Raw genomic sequence first — 17,885 nt, 5'->3', positions numbered from 1 at the left:
TTTAGGCCAAAAGTTCCTGCAGATCTTCCTGAGATAGTGACTTGATAAAGCTTTCTTCTGTCGTGATCAGGCTTTGTGCAATCGATTTCTTTTTATTCTGTAAAGCCAGTATCTTTTCTTCGACGGTATCTTTACTGATAAATTTATAGATAAATACATTGCGCGTTTGACCGATGCGGTGTGAACGGTCTACGGCCTGTTGTTCCACAGCTGGATTCCACCACGGATCCAGAATAAAAACATAGTCCGCTTCAATCAGATTGAGTCCCACCCCACCTGCTTTTATCGATATAAGAAATAACTTAGTATCGTTGTTTTTACGAAATTGGCTAACGGCTTCATCCCGGTTCTTTGTGCCGCCATCTAGGTAGGCATAATTTATTCCTTTATTATCGAAATACTGACGGAAGATATTGAGCTGTTTTACGAACTGGGAGAAAATCAGTACTTTGTTGCCCCTTTGCATTACCATCTCAAGCGTTTCAATGACAGCGTCGAACTTGCCGGAAGCACCCGAGAACTTCTCATCCACCATTCGGGGATGATTGGCTAATTGTCGGAGCTTTGTCAAGCCCTGCAACAGCGCAATTTGGGTAGATTTTGGCTTGCTGTCCAATTGTCCGTCAAGAATGGCATTGCGATATTCAGATTTGACTTTTTCGTACAACTCGGATTGTTTTTCAGTCATTTCACAATAAAGTACCTGTTCAGTTTTTGGCGGTAATTCTGTTGCCACCTGATCTTTTGTACGTCTTAATATAAAAGGTTTGACAATCGCTTGAAGACGCTGCGCCTTTTCTTCATCTTTTTTCTTTTCTATGGGCTGTACAAATTCCTTCTGAAAATAGGTATAGCTTCCTAGTAATCCTGGATTGGTGAAGTGCATCTGTGCCCAAAGATCCGAAACGGAATTTTCTACAGGAGTTCCACTCAAGGCCAATTTGTTTTTGCTTTTTAGGCTTTTGATGGCTTTAAACGATTTGGAAGTTGGGTTTTTGATATTCTGGCTCTCATCGAGGATAATGTAATTAAAATAAAAGCCACTCAAGGTTTCTTCATCAATGCGGGCAATCCCGTAGGTAGTAATGACCAAATCATATTTAGCGAAAAGCGAGGCATCTTTAATGCGGTTGTTTCCGGTATGAAGGTGAATATTAAGCTGTGGCGCAAATTGCTGTGCTTCTTTTTGCCAGTTGTATACCAATGATGTTGGCAAGACCAAAAGTGAGGTACGGACATCCTGTTCGTCTTGGAGTTGTTCTTTTTGCTGTTGCAATAACGCTAAAGTCTGTATGGTTTTACCTAAACCCATATCATCTGCAAGACAGCCGCCAAATTTATACTGCTTCAAAAAATTAAACCAATTGTATCCTGCTTTTTGGTATGGGCGAAGATTTCCCTTGAAATGTTTTGGTTCGGGAATATCAGCAATCTCTTCAAAGTTGGCTAGATTCTGTAGTTTTCGTGTAAATACCAGTTTTGTATGCTCACTAATTTCAAAGAGTAGACCAATATGTACCTTATTTAGTTTGAGCTCATGTCGGTCTGCAGAAAATTGGAAGAGATGGTTGTATTTTGCAAACCATTCTTCCGGAATCATGGCAATTTCTCCATTTGGTAAGGTGAATTCCTTAATATTATTAAGGATATGGTTGCGCAGCTGAATAAATGGAATCTCATAGGGCCCAAATTTTGCGATAGCACTTATATCAAACCAATCATTGTCTTCATCAATGGAGATATCTAAGGAGGTGTGCCCTATGAAGAAGCGTTTTTCTTCACTATTTTGTATAATGTGGAATCCAAGAGCCTCCAGTTGTTCTTGATGGTTGTTCATCCAGTCAAATACTGAAAGCCGTTTTCCAGTTTGGTTTGCTGGCGTTAATAAGCCGAGTTGGAGATCAACATCCTGTAGTCCCAATTTTTTTAAGCTTTCATGTTGTTGTTCTTCCCATTGCAACGATCGTTTGACACGGTGGAATATATATTGATCATCTTGCGCATTATATTCCATGCGAACAGTAACCTTATTCTCGGCTCCCGCGGTAAAGGTATGCGGTCCGTACTTGAATTGCAGTTGTAATTGCGAGGCTCCATCCTCGACATAAATCAAATGGAGGAGTGGAATTGCTTGGTGCTGGTGGGTCTGAATTTCAAATCCTTCGGCATAGACATGATAACGTTCAATCAGTCCACATACAAAGGTTTCGAAATATTTTTTTTCAGTGCTTCTACCGACAGAAATGTAACGTTTATTCAGGAAAGGGCTGAGCTTCTTGCCCTCAAGGGCCTGATCGAAATAATATAGGGTATTGTTTAAAAGTAACCATGCTTGTACATTGGTCAAGACAATGGCATTTTTGAACATAAACTCCAGACGCTGATTTTCGTATTTGATTGTCGGGAAATAACGTGTTTCTTCTTCGTTTCGTCGAAAATGAAATAGAATCGATGCCGCAGAGGTTGCCAATTTAATTTCTTGATCTGCTGGATAACCATCTTTGCTCATCATGAAAAGTGGTTTGTCTCCAATAGCTTCAAAAAATTGGATCATTTTTTCATCTATTTTAGGCCGAAGAAGTTCATACAACTTTTTATCGAAAACTTTGGAAAAGAAATCGACAGGTCTAATTGCTTTTTTATAGTATTTTTTGATGAGATGCGTTTGTTCGATTTCATCGAGCAATCGAATCAGTTTGTAATCTACTTCATCCAATTCCGCGGCGTAAGCATCGACAGTATTGCTAAATATACGCTGATAACGTAGTGAGTAAGTCCCGTTGGGATTGAGTTTGACCATGTGTGGCTCAATAAGATAGCCAAGATAGGGATGCTCACATATAGAATAAACGATTTTATATACTGGAAATGACTTTGACTGTTGCATTAAAAATAGCGGACCTTATAAATAAAGGTTTCTAATATACAATAAAATATACCATTAATTGCAATTTGCACGTTGAAATTTTAAAAATCGATTCCAAGGGATAGCCTCGTTAAGATCCTGTACTAACCTTCATTATGAAGTTGTTCACAGGTATCGTTAAATGCCAAAGATAACAGGTCGTCCTTCACGGCTTGATTTACCTGAGTTGAAAATTTGAGTTGTAATTAGCTTGACTCGCTATAGGAGTAAAAATCTAATAGTTTCCTTCAAAGACAAATTGTGCTGGACCTTTTAAGAATACCTCTGAGAAATGGGAGCCCTTCTTATGGAATGAAATATAAAGCTGCCCTCCTAATACGCGAATAGGAATAGTGATATCACCTTCTAAATTTTGCTGCAGAGCAACAGCCATCGCTGCTGCAGTTGCTCCAGTGCCGCAGGCATAGGTTTCATCTTCAACACCGCGCTCAAAAGTACGGAGGAAATAACCATCTCCTTCCGCTTCAATGAAATTTACATTGATGCCTTCTTTTTCATAAGTAGCATTGTTGCGAATTGCGTAGCCATCTTGGAAGACATTTTTATCCTGCAGATTTTTTACAAACTCAACATAATGTGGAGACCCCGTTTGTAATACATAAGCTTCACCATCACGTGTATAATCTTGTACATCGATCATTTGCAGGTTGACAAGGTCTGCTGCTAGCGAGGCATGGTGTATGCCGTCTACTGCCAAAAAGACAGTTTTGTCAGTAATGATGCCTAAGTCGCGTGCAAAAGCGACGATACAACGGCCCCCGTTACCACACATGCTGCCTTCTCTGCCGTTGGCATTATAATAAATCATCTCAAAATCGTAATTTTCCTTGTTTTGAAGCAGCATTAAGCCATCGGCACCAATGCCAAACCGACGGTTACAGAGTTTTTCTACCAATGCTTCATCTGCGCGGTCAAATGCACTGTCGCGGTTGTCTACTAAAATGAAGTCATTTCCTGCGCCCTGATATTTTGAAAATCTTACTTTTGATGCCATTACGTTGATTTGTAGTAACAAAAATACGTTTTTTTGTTACAAAAAACCGGGTAAAAGTTAAGATTTGTTAAAATGATTGCATTTGTCTAGCAATTAACATTTTTTAACGTGTCGGATTTTCCGAAGGCCTTGAAATGGTATTACATTTGAACATATCCGAATAAAATCGGTAATTTTAGGAGCAAAAGTTATCAGCATATATTAGGACATTTTAAAATAGAAATAAGTTTATGAATAAGGTCGGTTTAACGCTATTAACGGCTGTTTTCGGTGGAGCGGTAGCATTAGGTGGTTACAAGCTTATTGAGAATAAGAAGTTGGATGGTATGTCTTTCGAAGACAAACAAAAAGTTTATTTTGCAAACAATCCTACAGGAGTTATGTCTTCAACAGGCAATCCTGATTTCACCCAGGCTGCCGCAATAGTGTCGCCAGGTGTAGTGCATATTAAGACAACCTATAGCCGTAAAGGATCACAGCAATCGCAAGGTTCTCCGTTCGATATGTTTGAAGAGTTTTTTGGCATGCCACAAGGTGGTGGACGTCGTCAAATGCAGGCGCAACCTGTGCAGGCATCCGGATCAGGTGTAATTATCTCGGATGATGGTTATATTGTAACGAATAACCACGTCGTAGAAGATGCAGATAAAATTGAAGTCGTATTAACAGACAAACGTACGTTTGAAGCCAAATTGATCGGACGTGATCCGAATACAGATTTAGCCTTGTTGAAAGTGTCAGGCAAGGGGCTTCCTGTGGTCAAGTTAGGTAACTCAGATAATGTCAATGTCGGTGAATGGGTGTTGGCTTTTGGATACCCGCTAGGGCTTCAATCTACAGTTACCGCAGGTATCATTAGTGCAAAGGGTCGTCAGATCGGTATTCTGAGTGAAGGTCAGCAACAACGTGGTAATCCATTTGGTGGTGGACAGGATCAAATCCCGGTGAGTTCAGCGATAGAATCCTTTATTCAAACAGATGCTGTTATCAATAAAGGAAATAGTGGTGGTGCGTTGACGAATGCTTCGGGAGAATTGATTGGTATTAACTCTGCTATCGCTTCTCCGACAGGAACATATGCGGGTTATGGTTTTGCGATTCCGGTCAATTTGGTGAAAAAGATTGTCGATGACTTTGTCGAATACGGTAATGTAAAACGCGGTTATATCGGTGTTACCTATACCGAAATAACACCTGAACTTGCTAAAGAGAAAGGTTTCACAGATGTTGATGGCTTGTATGTTCAAGACGTTGTAGCTGGTGGTGCCGCAGAGGCTGCAGGTGTTAAAAAAGGAGATATCCTGACCAAGATTAATGGAAAAGTGATCACAGGTTCACCTGTCTTAAGTGAAACTATAGGCCGTGCGCGTCCTGGAGATAAGGTCAATGTCACCTACAAACGTGATGGTAAGGAAAAACAAGTAACCATGACATTGAAAGGGGAAGAATCCTTGAAGACCGCAAATACCGGCGGTAAAGCTTCTAAAAGTGCAACGGAGATTTACAATAAATTGGGTGCAAGCTTTATTCCTGCTTCAGCTCAGAAGAAAAAAGAGCTGGGTGTCAACTCTGGAGTTGTTGTGACCCAAGTGAATCGTGGTGGCATCTTTGATTACTTCGGTGTAGAGCGTGGATTGGTCATTACTGAGGTTAATGGAAAAGCTGTAAATACAGTAGACGATGTTGAAACTGCGCTTGGCGCAACACAACGTAATATTGTGCGATTGAAAGGGGTATCTCCTCAAGGTGGTGCTGTTCAATTGAGCTTCCCAGTAGAATATTAAGCGTTGAATTAAGAATTGGTTGATTAATATAGTTTAGGTGGTTCTAGCCGTAAGGTTAGGCCACCTTTTTTTTCTGAAAGTGTCTGATCTTATTGGCCAGAAAAAACCTTCAGTTTGCTTTCATTGCTATTGGTGGCTGCGAAGTCATGAAGGTTTTATCCTTTGTATTATGATCACGTTTTTTCATTAAGGGAGTAATGAACTCGCTATGCTTGGTTTACTAAGCATTGTTTAATTTCATTGGCTTTAATGAACTCAGTTATTGGTCAGAATGATTTTTAGGCGGGTTTTTCCGCTGTTTTTGTATGCGAAATCAGGAAAATTTGGTGGAAATGCTATGTCACTTGGTAACATGTAGGTCAATTTTAAGCTGGTTGTTTCCTTAATAATTTTAGTTTAGCTATTTTGCGGAATGAAGTGCCGAACAGCGCCAGTACTTGTTAAGCTGCGTCTTTCTGGCCTGATGATTTATTATATATTTTGCTATCGACAAGAATGAGAGCCTGATTATATGGGCTAAAGGCGTTCTTTGCGTCCTTTAGTTGGATCAGTCAACGGTATCGCGATTGCTTGATAGTTTTTTAAAATTATAGAGATGAAGATTTTAATGGTTTGTTTGGGCAATATCTGTCGTTCGCCCCTTGCACATGGTATATTAAAACAAAAAGTTGCGGATAATCAATTAAATTGGGTCGTTGAATCGGCGGGTACAGGTGACTGGCACATTGGTGAAGCACCCGACCGTAGGGCGATAGCCATTGCAAAGAAGTATGGTGTCGATATTTCCGGTCAGCGGGCCCGACATTTCAAGCCGCATTTTTTTGCCGAATATGATCTTATATTTGTGATGGATAGACAAAATTATGAAGATGTATGCGCTCAGGTGATTGATAAGGAAGACCTGAACAAAGTGAAATTGTTTTTAGGAGATGATGTTGTTCCCGATCCGTATTTTGACGATAATTTGTTCGATCCAGTTTTTCAGATGATTGATCAGCGCTGTGCAGAGGTTATTGCAAAAGGAGGGAATCTAACGGCATAAGTGTATTTATTTATCTTAGTTTGTTTAAAACAAAAAAATGAAGGCAGCAGAAGTAAATAAGAAGTGGAGTATTCTACAGGATGAAATTGCTTCACTATTCGATATGGAAAAGCCGGACATCAAAGTCTGTTTATTCCTCATTGGTGTTCAGGAATTGGGTAAAGGTGCTCAAAAGTTCTCAAAACGGGAAAAAGAAGAATTGATGCACATTGCGACCTGTCGTCTTTTCAGTGCAATGGGATTTTATAATCTGAAAGGTCTGGATGAAGAGGGGTGGCCACATTGGGAATTGGTAAAACCTATTCCTAACTATACGCTTTTGGAACAAGAACTGATTATGAAGTCCTTGATCATAAATTATTTTGAGGAATTAAACGTTATCTAGAAAATAGCACAATTGAAAAAATTGGAAGTTCTAATTGGGAGCATATAATTATTAACAGATGAAATTTTTAAAGGCTAGTTTAATAGCAGTATTCTGCTTTCTGCAGGTTTTGGCATTTGCGGCTAAACCCGAGTTTAAATATGTACAGATCGTTACTGACAAGGGGACCTGTGTGCTGCGGTTGTATAATGAGACACCTAAACATCGGGATAACTTTGTCAAATTGGCAAAAAGTAAATATTACGACGGGACTTTGTTCCATCGTGTCATCCAGAATTTTATGATTCAGGGTGGTGATCCTGATTCAAGAAATGCCGTTGGCGGCGCTCAATTGGGTAATGGAGGACCAGGGTATACAATTCCTGCAGAGATTCAGGATGGTTTATTCCATAAAAAAGGTACTATCGGAGCGGCTCGAGATAATAATCCCGCAAAGGCTTCTTCAGGTTCTCAATTTTATCTCGTTCAGGGAAAGGTATTCACCCCTGAAGACCTCGATCGTTTGGAGCAAACACGAATGAATGGTAAGAAATTTTCGGAAGTGCAACGTCAGGCGTATACGACTATTGGTGGAGCTCCGCATTTGGATTGGAATTATACCGTATTTGGTGAGCTGGTCAAAGGCGTGGATGTCATCGATCAGATTGCAGCTGTGAAAACCGATAAGCACGATAGGCCAGAAGTCGACCAGAAAATGAGCATGCACGTGCTCACAAGACGAGAAGCGTTAAACCTGGAGCGAGAACTAAAAGGTCTAAAACCTCAGACGGGTATCTTTTCTAAAATTGGTGATCTGTTCTCTTCCAAGGATTATTAATGTCGTTATGATTCGCAAATCAGGGGTTGAAGAGCTTTTTCCTTTATTATTTAGCATCTCAATATTCAAAAAATGAAAATAGTAACCTATAATGTGAATGGTTTACGTGCAGCCTTGAAGAAAGATTGGTTAGGCTGGTTGAAAACTGTAAATGCAGATGTCATCTGTCTTCAGGAGATTAAAGCTACACCGGATCAAATTCCTGAAATTGCTTTGTTGGAACAGATGGGCTATGAGCATTACTGGTATCCCGCTCAAAAAAAAGGCTATAGCGGAGTCGCCTTGTTTACGCGTATCACACCTAAGCATATTGAGTATGGTTGCGGCCATGAAGATTATGATTTTGAAGGACGTATTATCCGTGCTGATTTTGATCAGGTTTCCGTGATGAGTACTTATTTTCCATCAGGTACGACAGGAGACGTGCGACAGGATTTTAAATACCGTTTTCTGGCGGATTTTCAGTTATATAGCGATAAGCTTTTGGTCGAAAAACCGAATTTGGTCGTTTGTGGTGATTATAATATTTGTCACCGTGCTATTGATATTCACAATCCAAAATCAAATGCAAATTCTTCGGGATTTCTTCCAGAGGAGCGCGAATGGATGGAGAATTTTATTAATTCGGGCTATATCGACTCTTTTCGCCATTTAAATCCTGATCCGCACCATTACAGTTGGTGGAGTTACCGTGCTGGAGCACGTGCGAAAAACCTAGGTTGGCGTATTGATTATAATATGGTTTCAAAACCTCTGGCAGAGAAAATCAAATCGTCCAGCATAATGCCAGATGCTGTCCATTCCGATCATTGCCCGGTATTGTTGGAGCTTGCCGTCTAATTAGATGGCATCTCACAAAAAAAGGCTTTCATATGCATGAAAGCCTTTTTTTTGTGAAGCACGAGGGACATTATTAACTAATTATTTCCCCTGGCTATGGATAATGGAAAGTTGCTGGGCAACTTTCTCTGCAATCGTTAAAAATGATTTCGTTACAGGGTCTTCGGTATCTATGGCAACTGGGAAACCATTATCTCCAGCATCAGAAATGCCTTTTAATAAAGGGATTTCACCAAGGAAAGGAACTTTATATTCTTCTGCCAAACGTTTTCCACCGTCTTTACCAAAAATATAGTATTTATTCTCTGGCAGCTCAGCCGGGGTAAAATAGGCCATATTTTCCACGACACCCAATAATGGAATATTGATGCTATCCATTAAGAACATTCCAATTCCTTTGACGGCGTCGGCCAGGGCAACGTGCTGCGGCGTAGTGACAATCACAGCTCCGGCAATAGGGAATGTCTGCGATACGGTGATATGGATGTCACCAGTGCCTGGAGGCATATCAACGACCAAGTAATCCAGTTCGCCCCAGTGCGCATCGTTAAAAAGCTGCTTGATTGCGGAGGTGGTCATTGGACCACGCCATGGAATAGGTTGGTTTGGATCGGTGAAAAATCCTATTGAAAGTAATTTCAGCCCAAATTTTTCAAGCGGTTCAATTTTAACCTGTCCGTCTGGCATTTCTACCGAACCTGGCTTAGCGCCTTCCAATCCAAACATAATCGGAAGCGATGGTCCATAGATATCGGCATCTAAAAGTCCTGTTTTAGCACCTTTGGCATGGAGAGCAAGAGCTAGATTGGCGGCAACCGTAGATTTACCAACTCCACCTTTGCCTGAAGATACCAAAATGATATTTTTAATACCCGACACTTGTGCACCTTGCTTCCCAATCACATTGGAAGTCATATTGATCTGAACTTCGAGATTTTTGTCGATGAAATGGGCTATAGCGTTTCGACAAGCATGCTCAATATGGTCTTTAAGCGGGCAAGCTGGCGTAGTTAAAATGACATCGAAAGAAATTTTTTGGCCTTCGATTTCGATATTTTGAATCATATTCAATGTTACAAGATCCTTTTTCAAATCAGGCTCTTCAACATAGGATAATGCATTTAATACTTGTTCTTTGGTAACCATCTGTTATTCATTTGTAATCACGGATTACAAAACTACTCATTGCAGATCAATTTCATGTCATTTCTTTGTTTTTAATGGGATTTAGAAAGCTGTATTGCACCAAAAGGGATGGGACATTAATCTTCCATAGTTCAGGTTCAAAACATGAAGTGAATATTCCTTTTTTTTAACGGACCTAATAGGGACCTGATAGGGATCTCATTCGGACTTCATTCGGATGAACCCCTATAAAACCCGTTTTAAATCCCTATAAAATAAGTTGTAAATTCCTGCTAGAAAATAAGCTTATTGGAAGTTGTCATGCCATTGGTCGGAATGGCTTTTATCATTTTTATCCGTCTATGTGTGCTTAGAAAAACTTCATGTATAATTCCTCAATAAATAAATTCCTCAATAGGCAGAGGAGAGATCGATAAATTACGTATATATGCCACGCAATTAAATTGCATATAAAAGCTAATTTATCTAAGTTTGACTGTTGATATGCACGAATTTGCATTAAGTAATAATTATGTCCAATCGATTTATAACATCTTTTAAGTCCCGCAAGTGGCGATGGCTTTATATTGCGCTAGCTGCTATGCTGGTTTTGGCTATTGCAGTTGGTACCTATGCTTATCAGAAAAGAGATGCCATGCTCATGGGAGCAATCAACAAAGCGAAAGCAAAGTTGCTTGAAAAGTATGATATGGAATTGAAGATCCAATATTATGCCTTCCAGGGAATTAGTGCAGTACAGTTTAAGAATATACAATTGTTGCCCAGACATCGCGATCAATTGGCACAAATCAATGATCTTACGGTATCTGTAAAATTGTGGCCTTTGCTATTCGGAGACGTAAAATTGGGGCAGGTTATTTTGGATAATGGGACCGTTTCTCTTGTTAAAAAAGACTCGGTCAGTAACTACGATTTCTTATTCAAGAAACAGAAAAAAGATACCGTAGAAAATGATAATCCAAAACAGAATCTGGCAGCTTTAGCAGATCGATTGTTGAAAAATGTGTTTTTTAAGGTTCCAAATGATCTTGATCTCAAGAACCTTGAGCTTTCCTATCGCGATGACAGCACTTCACAGCGCATTGTCATTCCCTCTGCGGTGATCGACGGTGGAGATATGGAAACGAAGTTCCTGCTAAACGACCATGAAGCGGCCTGGAATCTGACTGGAACAATAGATTCGGATAATCAAGAATGTGACCTTCGTCTTTTTTCTGATAAAAAGGAGGTCAATCTTCCCTTGTTGCAACGTAAATTTGGCCTTGCAGTAAGTTTTGATGAAATATCCTTCCGACTGGACAAGGCGCACAGGAGGAATAAGGAATTGCTGGAATTGCATGGGCAATGGGGCTTTAAAAATTTGAAAGTAAATCACTGGCGTATTTCTAGTAAAGATGTCATCTTTCCTGAAGCCATCATGCAGGGGGCATTGAATATTGGAGCATCATCGATTGAAGTGAGTAAAGAAAGTACCGTACAGGTCAAAGATTTTGTGTTTTCCCCTTATGTCAAGTATGTGCACAAGCCGGAGAAAGAGCTCTTCTTCGCTATTCACACAGATAAGATCGAGGCTCAGCACTTTTTTGATGCCATGCCAGTTGGACTATTTCCAGGTTTAGACGGTATTCAGGTGGAGGGGCACATTCAATACGATCTAAACTTTGCGCTCGAAATAAAAAAGCCCGAAAAGCTTCTTTTCTCTTCCAAAATGGATGATAGGGATTTAAAAGTCGTTAAATGGGGAGAGGCTGATATTGCGATGCTAAATACGCCTTTCACGTATACAGCTTACGAAGATGGTAAGCCGATGCGGGAGATTGTGGTGGGGCCTCAAAACCCTAATTTTACACCGCTAGATCAAATATCCCGTTATATGCAGATTAGTTTGATCAATACAGAAGACCCCTTTTTCTTTAAACACAAGGGCTTTGAGGAGAAGGCTTTTAAGCTCTCCATTGCTACAAATATCAAGGAAAAAGGGTTTAAGCGCGGGGCGAGTACGATATCTATGCAACTGGTAAAAAATGTTTTTCTAAATCGGAATAAGACCGTTGTGCGGAAGCTGGAAGAAATTTTGCTGGTATGGCTGATGGAGCGTTCACAGCAAGTCAGCAAACAACGCATGTACGAGGTTTACCTGAATGTCATCGAATGGGGGAATAATGTATATGGTATCACCGAAGCTGCGCGTTATTATTTTGGAAAAACACCGGCACAGTTGGGGCTTGGAGAGAGTATATTTTTGTCCAGTATCGTTCCACGACCTAAAAAAGGACTCAACTTTTTTGATTGGACAGGGCACCTGAAAGAGAATATGTTGCGCTATTTTAATACCTATGGTCATATTATGACCAAAACAGGGCAGATTAGTGTGGATTCAACAACTTCAAATTATGGTTTTTATGAAGTTGTTCTGCAACCGCATCTGCGGGCAGCTCGACCAGCTGTGGTAGATTCGGTTGATGTATTTGATATGGGAGATGATCCATTGTTGTTCGATCGTCTCGAAAGTAGCTCTCCTGCCGATAATCTTGAAAGTGTATCTGTTCCAAAGAAGCTAAAACAAATGGATCTAACGGAAAAGAAAGATGAGGAGGCGACTGAACCAGAGAAACCAAAACGATCGCTATTTGACAAGATATTGGGACGTAAAAAAGAAGAAAAACAAAACGACGCACACAAATAGTGTTTGTGGCGAAAGAAGGATATTAACATGAAAAAGATAGAAATTGACGGATTGCTTTTCGAACCTTTATTTGAAGAAGAACAAATTCAGAAGCGAGTGCGCCTAATGGGGATTGATATAAGCCGGCGTTATGAACACAAACTGCCTGTTTTTATAGGTGTCTTGAATGGATGTTTTATGTTTATGGCAGATTTGCTTAAGCAAATTGATGTTCCTTGTGAGATGTCCTTTATTAAGTTGGCATCTTATATTGGAACGGGACAATCTGAATTAAACGAGCTTTTAGGCCTTGGTATCGACCTTGAAGGCCGTGATGTGATTATTGTAGAAGATATTGTCGACTCCGGGCATTCACTCAAATACACCTTGGATGCAGTAAAAAAATTAAATCCAGCCAGTGTGATTGCTTGCGCACTTTTGGTGAAACCTGAGGCACTGCAGTATCATTTCGAGGAACTAACTTATGTTGGCTTTGAAATAAGTAAGGAATTTGTAGTTGGGTATGGTATGGACTTTAATGGTCTTTGTCGGAATCTCCCCGATATTTATAAAAACGTAGCAATCTAATGTGCTATCAAGTGATCGTTAGATTTTAATGGTAGAATTTCGCTCTATTCAAGCGTTTGATCGCTGTATAATGCTTTCAGATTGATGAGCAAAATTTCCAGATCAGACAAGGGGAATTTAGAGACAGTTTCAAACATTTCCTTTTCATCAAATTTAATGACCAAGACACCTTTATGATCTTCTTCATAGCCCGCTTTTTGTATTGTAAAGTCTATCTTTTCAAAATCAAATTCTTTTAGACTTCCTTTAAACCATTGGTAGTTACCTGCGTAATTAAATTTGTTTTTTTGAAAATGAATAATTTCAGTGCCATAGGTATTCCATAGTGAAACCCGGATCATATACCATGCTATTAATCCGAATATACCATAGAAGACAACACTCATAAGTGTTACCCCGTCATTGAGAACATTGGCAATGAAGCCGCCTAATGGGAGAATTATCGTCATTATGGTCAGTAAATAGATGAATATTCTGGCAACTAGCGGTCCCTTGTTTTCTTTTAATACCAATTGGTTATGTGTTAGGTCGATTTGATTCATAGCTGGCATTCCTGTTCTTAAAGGTTCGTTTTATGGGGTAGAGCACTTGTTTTGATTCTTTCAAATTGATTTGCGAAATCGATGCGCATTTTACTGGCTAGCCTATTTAGTCTCTCCTTAAACCACCTATAATTTACTGATTATTAGTATTTTGGGTTTAAAATAGCTTGTTTTTTATTGCAAGAATTTGTATCTTCGAGCTTTAAAACCTTGCAAATATGTTGGGGAAAAATCCAGAAAAGAAGCCAGAATTATTCCGCCCAATGTTGGTGGATTTTATTGACCACGAGCATGAACTTGTTCTACTTTCAGAAAAAATAGATTGGAATTATTTTGAGAAAGAATTTTCGCCCTTGTATTCCAAAGTGGGCAATCCGAGCCATCCGATTCGGTTTATGGTGGGTTGTTTGCTACTGAAACATTTGTATAATTTGGGCGATGAGACGTTGGAAAAAGCCTGGATCATGAATCCTTATATGCAGCATTTTTGTGGCAGGGTTTTCTTTGAACACGAATTTCCTTGTGACCCGAGTAATTTTGTTCATTTCCGAAAAAGAATTGGCGAAAAAGGTATCGAAAAAATCTTTGCCTACAGCGTAAGAATGCACGATGCCAAGACGAACACCTCAAATTTTGTTTTGTCCGATACTACCGTTCAGGAGAATAATACCTCTTTTCCTACCGATGCAAAATTGTGCAAAAAAGTGATCGATTATTGCAACAAAATAGCCGGAAATGAAGGCATAAAACAAAGACAACGCTACACAAAAGTCAGCAAACAAATGGTGCGCAACACCTACAACGGAAAACATCCCAAGCGGGCAAAAGCGGCAAGGAAATCTCAAAGACAGCTCAAAACCATCGCCATGAGACTGATTCGTGAATTGCAACGGAATTTTAATGCAGAACAGCAAGAATTTTATAAAGATTTAATGACATTGTACACCAAGGTTGTCACACAAAAAAGAAACGATGCCGATAAAATTTACAGCATTCACAAGCCTTTTACCCGATGTATTGCCAAAGGAAAAGCGCATAGCCAGTATGAATTTGGGAATAAGGTAGGTTTGATAACCACCGCCAACAAAGGCAAGAAAATCATTCTCGGGATTAAAGCATTTTTGCAAACTCCTTACGATGGTCACACCATAGAACCACTTTTGGAACAGATGGAAACCGGTGGTCAAAAGCTCCCAAAAGAACTCCTTTACGATAGAGGTGGCAGAGGAAAATCAGAAATAAAGGGCGTGAAAATCTCCATCCCAAGCACTCCAAGAAAAAAAGACACTGCTTATCAAAAGCAGACAAAGCGCAAAAAATTTAGAACCAGAGCGGCAATAGAACCTATCATCGGACATTTAAAAACCGATTTTAGGCTGGCAAAAAATTACTTCATGGGAGAAACGGGACCACAAATCAATGCATTACTAGCTGCAACCGCTTGGAACATGAAGAAAATGATGGAACTACTGAAACAGAAAATTATTTTCTTATTTTATAAGATACAAATTATGCTGTTTTCTAATCCTGTTTTTAAAAATAAATTAAATAGTGGGTTTTGTTAAGGAACGACTATTTAAACGAACAGGTTTCGATATGGTCGTTCACCATTCCAACGGCCTGCATATACGCATAACAAATGGTAGAGCCGAAAAATTTGAACCCTCTTTTCTTCATGTCTTTTGCTATCTTATCAGAAATAACTGTCGTTGCAGGTACCTGTTGCAAACTGCTCCAGTGGTTTACAATCGGTTGTTTTTCAGGTAAAAAGCTGTATAAGTAGTCATAGAAGCTACCATATTCTGCTTGGATTTTCTTGAAATGTTGCGCATTGGTAATGGTGGATTCAATTTTATTCCTGTGTTTGATGATTCCCGAATCGCTCAAAAGCCTCGCAACATGTTCATTGGTATAGGCCGCGACTTGATCAACATCAAAGTTGGCAAAAGCTTCTTGGTATGCTGCTCTTCGACGAAGAATTGTGATCCAGCTTAAGCCAGCTTGTGCAGACTCCAGGATCAAAAATTCAAATAAAGTTTTGTCATCGCGGACTTGTCGCCCCCATTCTTTATCGTGATAGTCTACATATTGCGGATCAGAACCGCACCATTGACAACGTATGATTTCTTTGTACATGTTCTCTGAAGATTTTTTGAATGCAATATAACTTTTTATCCTAACTTTACGACCAAAATTAAAGAGTTTCGAATAGAGACGGTTCATGAGTATTTCATTGCCGTTAAGAGACAATTCATTTTAATGAGCGTAACTATCTTCAAATATCATCTTCTATTTGTAGTGCTTCTGCTATTTTCCTTTACGGGATTGAATGCGCAGCGGCGAACTTTTCGGGCGGTTGTACAAAACAGCAGCACAGTTAAGGCTGATAGTCTAAATGTAGTAAAAGATTCTGTTGAATCGCCAAACCAGAAAGTCTTGGCATCTTTGAACCCTGCGTTACAGAATCAATATCGGATCGTAACCGTAAACGGGGAAGGGCTGAAGGTTCATAACAATTATAATTTTGATGTACAGCAGTATTTTCAGGGTGAATTAAGAAATAGCAATTTGGATCGGCAATATGGCACGCTCAAGGCTCATCGTGAAAATTGGATTTTATTTACAGTTCTCGCATTAATTTTTGGTGTTGGGATGATTCGGGTATTCTTCCCGTCAGATATCAAATTGGTTTTTCAGGGCTATTGGGACGATCGGGTCTTACTATCAGTAAGTAAGGAGGATACGATCCTGACATCTTGGCCATTTATTTTTCTGTTTATATTATTCTCTGGGGCAATAGGCTTATTTGTAAGTCTATTTTATGCGTATGAATTAAATAGATTTGATTTTATTACTTTTCCCAATTATATGAAGACTGTGGGAATGGTTGGCGCTTTGTTTGCACTAAAAATCGGGTTTATTCGGTTCTTATCCTTTGTGTTTCAAATCAGAAAGTTGGTAAAAGAATATGTGACCGTGCTGTATCTGATTTATTTCAATACACTTTTTTTAATGCTTCCTGTATTATTAATTTTGAGTCTTGTGCCGTTGACATCGGTGGGTGTGGTGCTGCATTTGGCCATCGTTGGAGCGGCCTTACTCTTTTTCTATCGATTTCTTAAGACAGCGACTCATATTATGTCCATGTATAAATTTTCAATTTCCTATTTAATTTTGTACCTTTGTTGCCTAGAAATAGCACCAATATTAATACTGTTAAGATTATTGAGCTAAAACTGGTTAATATGCAAACTTCAGACGTAGAAAGAGCAAAGAAGGTAAAAAGTGTACTGGTGACTTTACCAAAACCTGAAAACAATAAGTCCCCTTATTATGATTTAGCAAAGAAATACGGGTTAAAATTAGATTTTCGAGGTTTTATACACGTAGAAGGAGTTCCTGCCAAAGATGTGCGTAGGGATAAGGTTAATCTAGCAGATTATTCTGCCGTAATATTTACGAGTAGAAATGCTGTAGATCATTATTTTAGAATTTGCGAAGAGATGCGGTTTGAAGTGTCTGCAGAAATGAAATATTTCTGTATTTCAGAGACGATTGCCCTTTATCTTCAGAAGTATATTCAATATAGAAAACGGAAGATTTTCTTTGGTAAACAGACCGCGAAAGACCTTGAAGAGGTATTGAAAAAACACAAAGGGGAGAATTTTTTGTTCCCTTGTTCGGATGTTGCTAATGAGGAAACAAGTAATTGGTTACTACAAAACGGCTATAAATTTACACCAGCTGTGCTTTTTAGAACTGTGGTAAGCGATTTGACGGATTTGAAAGATGTTTTCTACGATGTTATCGTGTTCTTTAGTCCTTCAAGTGTACAGTCCTTATATGATAACTTCCCTGATTTTAAGCAGAATAATACAAGGATTGCAGCATTTGGCGCTTCTACGCAACAGGCTCTTTTAGATCACGGATTAATTTTAGATATCCCTGCTCCAACACCAAAAGCGCCAAGTATGACGATGGCTGTCGAAGAATATATCAAAAAGGTAAATAAGTAGTAGCCTAACATAAGGTAAATAACAAAAAAAGGGTTCTTAAGACCCTTTTTTTGTTATTTATGCAATTTTAAGGACCACAAAATCGCTAAAGACTTCTATGGGGAAGGGCGTTTTATCATTCCGAATCGATGTCGGTACGA

General features: G+C 39.3%; 15 protein-coding genes. 10 read left to right on the top strand and 5 right to left on the bottom strand.

What is annotated here, in order from left to right; genetic code table 11:
- Position 1: 1 nt before the first annotated feature.
- Both DTA23_RS13395 and dapF read right to left on the bottom strand, forming a co-directional pair.
- A complete protein-coding gene (locus DTA23_RS13395) occupies positions 2 to 2,887 on the bottom strand; it encodes a DEAD/DEAH box helicase (RefSeq protein ID WP_112375035.1) in 2,886 nt (961 codons plus the stop codon).
- A 253-nt stretch (positions 2,888 to 3,140) separates the two neighbouring features.
- Positions 3,141 to 3,920, bottom strand: a complete 780-nt coding sequence (dapF, locus tag DTA23_RS13390) for a diaminopimelate epimerase (RefSeq protein WP_112375034.1) — start codon at positions 3,918 to 3,920, stop codon at positions 3,141 to 3,143.
- Between the two features lie 230 nt (positions 3,921 to 4,150).
- Between dapF and DTA23_RS13385 the strand changes: the two genes are divergently transcribed.
- The 5 genes from DTA23_RS13385 (at position 4,151) to DTA23_RS13365 (ending at position 8,788) form a co-directional block, all read left to right on the top strand.
- Positions 4,151 to 5,704, top strand: a complete 1,554-nt coding sequence (locus DTA23_RS13385; RefSeq protein ID WP_046673632.1) for a Do family serine endopeptidase — start codon at positions 4,151 to 4,153, stop codon at positions 5,702 to 5,704.
- Positions 5,705 to 6,299: 595 nt separating this feature from the next.
- Complete coding sequence (locus tag DTA23_RS13380; protein ID WP_070561279.1) at positions 6,300 to 6,746, top strand: low molecular weight protein-tyrosine-phosphatase; 447 nt, start codon at positions 6,300 to 6,302, stop codon at positions 6,744 to 6,746.
- A 37-nt stretch (positions 6,747 to 6,783) separates the two neighbouring features.
- On the top strand, positions 6,784 to 7,131 hold the full coding sequence (locus DTA23_RS13375) for a hypothetical protein (protein ID WP_046673634.1): 348 nt from the start codon (positions 6,784 to 6,786) through the stop codon (positions 7,129 to 7,131).
- A 58-nt stretch (positions 7,132 to 7,189) separates the two neighbouring features.
- The gene (locus DTA23_RS13370; RefSeq protein WP_046673635.1) at positions 7,190 to 7,948 is read left to right on the top strand and encodes a peptidylprolyl isomerase; all 759 of its coding nucleotides are present in this window, start codon (positions 7,190 to 7,192) and stop codon (positions 7,946 to 7,948) included.
- Positions 7,949 to 8,020: 72 nt separating this feature from the next.
- Positions 8,021 to 8,788, top strand: a complete 768-nt coding sequence (locus DTA23_RS13365) for an exodeoxyribonuclease III (protein ID WP_070561278.1) — start codon at positions 8,021 to 8,023, stop codon at positions 8,786 to 8,788.
- Positions 8,789 to 8,869: 81 nt separating this feature from the next.
- Here the strand turns inward: DTA23_RS13365 and DTA23_RS13360 are convergent, their stop codons facing one another.
- Positions 8,870 to 9,934, bottom strand: coding sequence for an Mrp/NBP35 family ATP-binding protein (locus DTA23_RS13360; protein WP_046673637.1), 1,065 nt, complete (start codon positions 9,932 to 9,934; stop codon positions 8,870 to 8,872).
- Positions 9,935 to 10,445: 511 nt separating this feature from the next.
- On the opposite strand from DTA23_RS13360, the gene DTA23_RS13355 reads away from it, so the two are divergent.
- Together DTA23_RS13355 and hpt are read left to right on the top strand one after the other, a co-directional pair.
- Positions 10,446 to 12,620: a transglycosylase domain-containing protein gene (locus DTA23_RS13355; RefSeq protein WP_112375033.1), complete on the top strand. Its 2,175-nt coding sequence runs from the start codon at positions 10,446 to 10,448 to the stop codon at positions 12,618 to 12,620.
- Between the two features lie 27 nt (positions 12,621 to 12,647).
- On the top strand, positions 12,648 to 13,187 hold the full coding sequence (gene hpt, locus DTA23_RS13350) for a hypoxanthine phosphoribosyltransferase (protein WP_046673639.1): 540 nt from the start codon (positions 12,648 to 12,650) through the stop codon (positions 13,185 to 13,187).
- Between the two features lie 44 nt (positions 13,188 to 13,231).
- Here the strand turns inward: hpt and DTA23_RS13345 are convergent, their stop codons facing one another.
- Positions 13,232 to 13,729: a hypothetical protein gene (locus DTA23_RS13345; RefSeq protein ID WP_146753076.1), complete on the bottom strand. Its 498-nt coding sequence runs from the start codon at positions 13,727 to 13,729 to the stop codon at positions 13,232 to 13,234.
- A gap of 218 nt (positions 13,730 to 13,947) precedes the next feature.
- On the opposite strand from DTA23_RS13345, the gene DTA23_RS13340 reads away from it, so the two are divergent.
- Positions 13,948 to 15,294, top strand: a complete 1,347-nt coding sequence (locus DTA23_RS13340) for an IS5 family transposase (RefSeq protein ID WP_112373584.1) — start codon at positions 13,948 to 13,950, stop codon at positions 15,292 to 15,294.
- Positions 15,295 to 15,301: 7 nt separating this feature from the next.
- Here the strand turns inward: DTA23_RS13340 and DTA23_RS13335 are convergent, their stop codons facing one another.
- Complete coding sequence (locus tag DTA23_RS13335) at positions 15,302 to 15,865, bottom strand: DNA-3-methyladenine glycosylase I (protein WP_046673739.1); 564 nt, start codon at positions 15,863 to 15,865, stop codon at positions 15,302 to 15,304.
- A 123-nt stretch (positions 15,866 to 15,988) separates the two neighbouring features.
- Here DTA23_RS13335 and DTA23_RS13330 point away from each other — a divergent pair, with 123 nt between their 5' ends.
- Positions 15,989 to 16,963, top strand: coding sequence for a DUF4271 domain-containing protein (locus tag DTA23_RS13330; RefSeq protein ID WP_112375031.1), 975 nt, complete (start codon positions 15,989 to 15,991; stop codon positions 16,961 to 16,963).
- An 11-nt stretch (positions 16,964 to 16,974) separates the two neighbouring features.
- Positions 16,975 to 17,745 (top strand): uroporphyrinogen-III synthase, encoded by a 771-nt coding sequence (locus DTA23_RS13325; protein ID WP_172462416.1) that lies wholly within the window; start codon positions 16,975 to 16,977, stop codon positions 17,743 to 17,745.
- Positions 17,746 to 17,885 lie beyond the last annotated feature (140 nt).

It is taken from the genome of Sphingobacterium multivorum, assembly GCF_900457465.1.
Lineage (GTDB): Bacteria > Bacteroidota > Bacteroidia > Sphingobacteriales > Sphingobacteriaceae > Sphingobacterium > Sphingobacterium multivorum.
Note: the sequence above shows the minus strand (reverse complement) of the source record. Positions and strands in the feature narration are given on the sequence as shown.